General features: G+C 76.9%; 7 protein-coding genes. 4 read left to right on the top strand and 3 right to left on the bottom strand.

Features of this window, described 5'->3' with window-relative positions:
• The 3 genes from ETD83_RS43315 to ETD83_RS40110 form a co-directional block, all read left to right on the top strand.
• Positions 1–190, top strand: a 190-nt coding sequence (locus tag ETD83_RS43315; protein ID WP_205718158.1) for a hypothetical protein, incomplete at its 5' end; no start/stop codon positions are given.
• Between the two features lie 30 nt (positions 191–220).
• Positions 221–586: a 4a-hydroxytetrahydrobiopterin dehydratase gene (locus ETD83_RS40115; RefSeq protein WP_329603066.1), complete on the top strand. Its 366-nt coding sequence runs from the start codon at positions 221–223 to the stop codon at positions 584–586.
• Between the two features lie 7 nt (positions 587–593).
• On the top strand, positions 594–1067 hold the full coding sequence (locus tag ETD83_RS40110; protein WP_138650483.1) for a TIGR00725 family protein: 474 nt from the start codon (positions 594–596) through the stop codon (positions 1065–1067).
• A gap of 28 nt (positions 1068–1095) precedes the next feature.
• On the opposite strand, the gene ETD83_RS40105 is transcribed toward ETD83_RS40110, so the two are convergent.
• From ETD83_RS40105 to ETD83_RS40095, 3 genes are all read right to left on the bottom strand, one after another.
• Positions 1096–1887, bottom strand: a complete 792-nt coding sequence (locus ETD83_RS40105) for an SDR family NAD(P)-dependent oxidoreductase (protein WP_138650482.1) — start codon at positions 1885–1887, stop codon at positions 1096–1098.
• A 61-nt stretch (positions 1888–1948) separates the two neighbouring features.
• On the bottom strand, positions 1949–2767 hold the full coding sequence (locus ETD83_RS40100; RefSeq protein ID WP_138650481.1) for a hypothetical protein: 819 nt from the start codon (positions 2765–2767) through the stop codon (positions 1949–1951).
• Positions 2768–2885: 118 nt separating this feature from the next.
• Positions 2886–3407, bottom strand: coding sequence for a pyridoxamine 5'-phosphate oxidase family protein (locus ETD83_RS40095; RefSeq protein WP_138650480.1), 522 nt, complete (start codon positions 3405–3407; stop codon positions 2886–2888).
• A 132-nt stretch (positions 3408–3539) separates the two neighbouring features.
• Between ETD83_RS40095 and ETD83_RS40090 the strand changes: the two genes are divergently transcribed.
• Positions 3540–4171, top strand: a 632-nt coding sequence (locus ETD83_RS40090) for a helix-turn-helix transcriptional regulator (RefSeq protein ID WP_138650479.1), incomplete at its 3' end; no start/stop codon positions are given.

Raw genomic sequence — 4171 nt, 5'->3', positions numbered from 1 at the left:
CCCCCCCACCACGCAGGCGCCCGCGGCGGCCGTCGTGGTCGAGGCGACCGCCGAACCCGCCGGCGACGTGTGGGCCGACGCCACCGCGGAAATCGCGGTCAAGGTCACCGCACAGATCACCGAGCACGCCCCAGGGCAGGGCGCGGAGCAGGCCGCCGCGCCGGGCCCGCCCCGCGACGACGCACCCTGACCCGGGCCCCGCCGGCCGGACGCCGCCGTGATGTACTCGGAGGAGAACGCCGTCCTCACCGACCAGCACGGGCCGACCAACACGGAGGGAAACCCGATGGCCGACACGCTCGACGACACCGCCATCGCCGGCCGCCTGCGCGACCTGCCCGCCTGGACCCGCGACGGCGACGCCATCACCCGCCAGGTCAAGGCGCCCTCGTTCCCCGCCGGGATCGACGTGGTCACCGACGTCGCCCGCGCCGCCGAGGACGCCGACCACCACCCCGACATCGACATCCGCTGGCGCACCCTGACCTTCACGCTCACCACCCACAGCGCCGGCGGCCTCACCGGCAAGGACTTCGACCTCGCCGCCACGATCGACCAGATCGCCGCCCGGCACGGCGCGGCGTAGCGCCGCCGTGCCCGTCCAGGTGGCGGTGTGCGGGCCGGGCGAGTGCACCGAACGGGACTTCGGCCACGCCCACGAGACCGGCCGGCTCCTCGCCGCGCGCGGCGCCGTGGTGATCTGCGGCGGGCACGGCGGCGTCATGGCCGCCGCGGCCGCCGGCGCCCGCGCCGCCGGCGGGATCACCGTCGGGGTGCTGCCCGAAGCCGACCGCGCCGCCGCCGCGCCCGGCCTGACCGTCGCGCTGCCCACCGGCCTCGGCCAGGCCCGCAACACCCTCATCGTCAACGCCGCCGACGCCGTCATCGTCGTCGGCGGGTCATGGGGGACGCTGTCGGAACTGGCCCTGGCGATGCGGCGCGGCACCGTCCCCGTCGTGCAGCTCGGCGGATGGCGGATCCACGACCAGGACGGACACCCCCTCGGCGGCGTCGTCCACGCCGACCGGCCCGAGGACGCGGTCCGCGCCACCGGCCTGTGGCCCTGACGGGCGGCTCGGTGCCCGCGGGAAGCGGCTAGTGGGCGGAGAAGCCGCCGTCCACGAAGATCGACTGGCCGGTGACGTAGCCGGCCGACGCCGACGCCAGGAACACCGCCGCGCCCGCGAAATCCCCCGGCAGCCCGTTGCGGCCCGTCATCGTCCGCTCGGCCAGCGCCTTCACCGCCGCCGGGTCCGACGACAGCCGCGCGTTCAGCGGCGTCATCACAAACCCCGGCACCAGCGTGTTGGCGGTCACGCCGCGGCCCGACCACGCCTCGGCCTGCGACCGCGCCAGCGCCACCAGGCCCGCCTTGGACACCCCGTAGGCGCCGCTGGTCACCGACGCCCGGAACGCCTGCTGCGACGCGATGTGGATCAGCCGCCCGAAGCCGCGCCCGGCCATCGCGGGACCGAACCGCTGCCCGAGCAGGAACGGCGCGTCCAGGTTCACCGCCATCGTGGCGTCCCACACGTCCTCGCCCAGCTCGTCCATCGGCGGCCGCAGGTTGACCGCCGCCGCGCTCACCAGGATGTCCGGCTCCCCGAACACCGCCGCCGCGCCCTCCGCCGCCGCCGCGACACCCGCCCGCGACCCCAGGTCCGCGCTGACCGCCGCCGCCCGGCAGCCGTGCCCCTCCAGCTCCCGGACCGTCGCCGCCAGCTCCGCCTCCCGCCGCGCCACGACCACGACCTGCGCGCCCGCCCGCGCCAGCGCCCCGGCGATCGCCCGGCCGATGCCCGAACTGCCGCCCGTCACCACCGCGACCCTGCCCTCCAGCGAGAACAGCTCCGACAGGTACGGGACGGGGGACCGGCGACCGCTCATGATCGCAAAGTGTACGGGGGCGGGTCGCGTCACCCACCGGCCGCGTCACCCACCGGCCGCGTCACCCACCGGCCGTGCCCCGCCGCTCGGGCGGCGCCTGCCGGTCGGAGACACCCCGTCGATCCGGCTCCGGGCCTGGGCCTGCGGCAGGCGGCGGGGCGGCGGACGCTCTCCTGCGGCGGCGTGCCTCGCGCGCGGCCACGACCACCGCGATCAGGATCGGCGCCCAGAACTTGGCGGTCGCCAGGACCACCGCCAGCCACGGCGGCGCCGACACCTCCGGAAGATCCGGAAGATCCGGCCAGGGGACGTCGGGCCACGGGATCGACGGCACATCGACGTCCGGGAACGGCACGTCCGGCCGCGGGACCCACTTCAGCAGCACCCTCACCAGCACGCCCAGCCCCAGCAGCGGGAACACCACCCTGCCGGCCGCCGCCACCACGTGCCGCGAGGCGTACAGGACCGGATGCGCCCGCGCGAGCGCCTCCCGCCTGGCCGCCCGCGTCCCCTCGGCCGGCTCGAACGCGACCCTCTCCGGCTTCCCCGCCCCGGTGCCGTTGCCGGTGCCGGGGCCCTTCTCCAGGCTGACGCGCTTGGGGGCGTCCTCTGCAGGGGCCGGCGGGACCAGCTCGCAGCGCGACGCCTGCCCGTCGACCAGGCCGAGCGCGTCGAACACGACCTCGACGCTCATCTCCCCGTACGGCAGCGACGCCTTCAGCCAGTCGGTCGCGGCCTCCCCGGCGGGTGCACCGTCCACGAACAGGCGCACGACCCGGTTCCACCCGGCGCGTGCGGTCTCGGCCTCCAGGCGGCGGCCCTTATGGTCGAGCGTCCAGCGGCCCGCGGGCGCGCCGCGCAGCGAGATACCCCCAGTCATACCGCCCAGTCTCCGGGCCGCCGGCCGCGCGGGAATCGCCCGAACGGCCACGCCCGGTAGACCAAAGTCGGCACCGGCCCCAGACCGGCGTCGCCCCGGCGAGGGTCAGGCGGGGAGGTCAGGCGAAGCGCCAGCGGGTCGCGCCGAACGGCTCGGTGATACCGACCGCGACGACGGTGTGGAAGGTGAAGCGGTACACCTGCCACGGCGGCGGGCCCGCGCTCTGCGCGCTGAACGGCGCCGTCAGCGCGTCGCCGTCCACCTGCGCCGGCCAGCCGCCCTCCCGGTACCCGGCGGCGATCGGCTCCAGCACCGCCGGGTCGGTGACGCGCCGCGCGTCGCCCTCCAGCACCACGTCCGCGACCGCCGTCCGGACCGAGAACGTGCACGCCGGGTTCGCCGCCAGGTCGCGGGACTTGCGGGTGCCGGGGCCGCTGGTGAAGTACAGGTCGCCCTCGTACCACTGAGCGCCGACGCCCGCCGCGTGCGGACGGCCGTCGGGGCGGGCGGTGCCCAGGAACACCGGCGTCTCCATCTTCGGCAGCGCCGCGGTCAGCGCGTCGCGCACGGCGCCCCACGCCAGCTCCCCGCCGCCGTAGATGTCGAGATTGCGGGCCTCGACGGGCTCACGGTCGGTCATCGTCGTCCTCCTTGGGTCGCGTCTGTCGCCAATGCAGACCGCGCGCGGCGGCCGGACTCATCGCTCCGCCGCCCGCGTCCCGGCGCGGGAACGCGGTCGGTCCTTGTCCTCATTGCCGCGCATACTGGAATCATGTCCTCGGCGCGGCTGCTGCGGCTGCTCTCCCTGCTGCAGGCCCGGCGCGAATGGCCGGGCCCGGAACTGGCCGGGCGGCTCGGCGTCAGCGTCCGCACCGTCCGCCGCGACGTCGAGCGGCTGCGGGGCCTCGGCTACCCCGTGCACGCCACGCCCGGCGCGGCGGGCGGGTACGGGCTGGCGGCCGGGACGGCGATGCCGCCGCTGCTGCTGGACGACGAGGAGGCCGTCGCGATCGCGGTCGGGCTGCGCGCCGCCGCCGGGGGAGCGGTCGAGGGCATCGGGGAGGCGTCCGTACGGGCCCTGGCCAAGCTCGAACAGGTCCTGCCGTCCCGGCTGCGGCGCCGCGTCACCGCGCTGCACACCGCCACGACCCCGCTGACCGGCCCGCCAGCCGGGCCCGCCGCCGCGCCCGAGACCCTCACCGTCCTGGCCGCCGCGTGCCGCGACCGCGAACGCGTCCGGTTCACCTACCGCGACGCCGCCGGCGCGGACACCGCCCGGCACGTCGAACCGTACGGGCTGGTCACGGCCGGGCGCCGCTGGTATTTGGTCGCCTTCGACGCCGGCCGCGGAGCCTGGCGGACGTTCCGAGCCGACCGGATCACCCGCCCGCGGCCCACCGGGGC

It is taken from the genome of Actinomadura soli, from assembly GCF_005889715.1.
GTDB lineage: Bacteria > Actinomycetota > Actinomycetes > Streptosporangiales > Streptosporangiaceae > Spirillospora > Spirillospora soli.
Note: the sequence above shows the minus strand (reverse complement) of the source record. Positions and strands in the feature narration are given on the sequence as shown.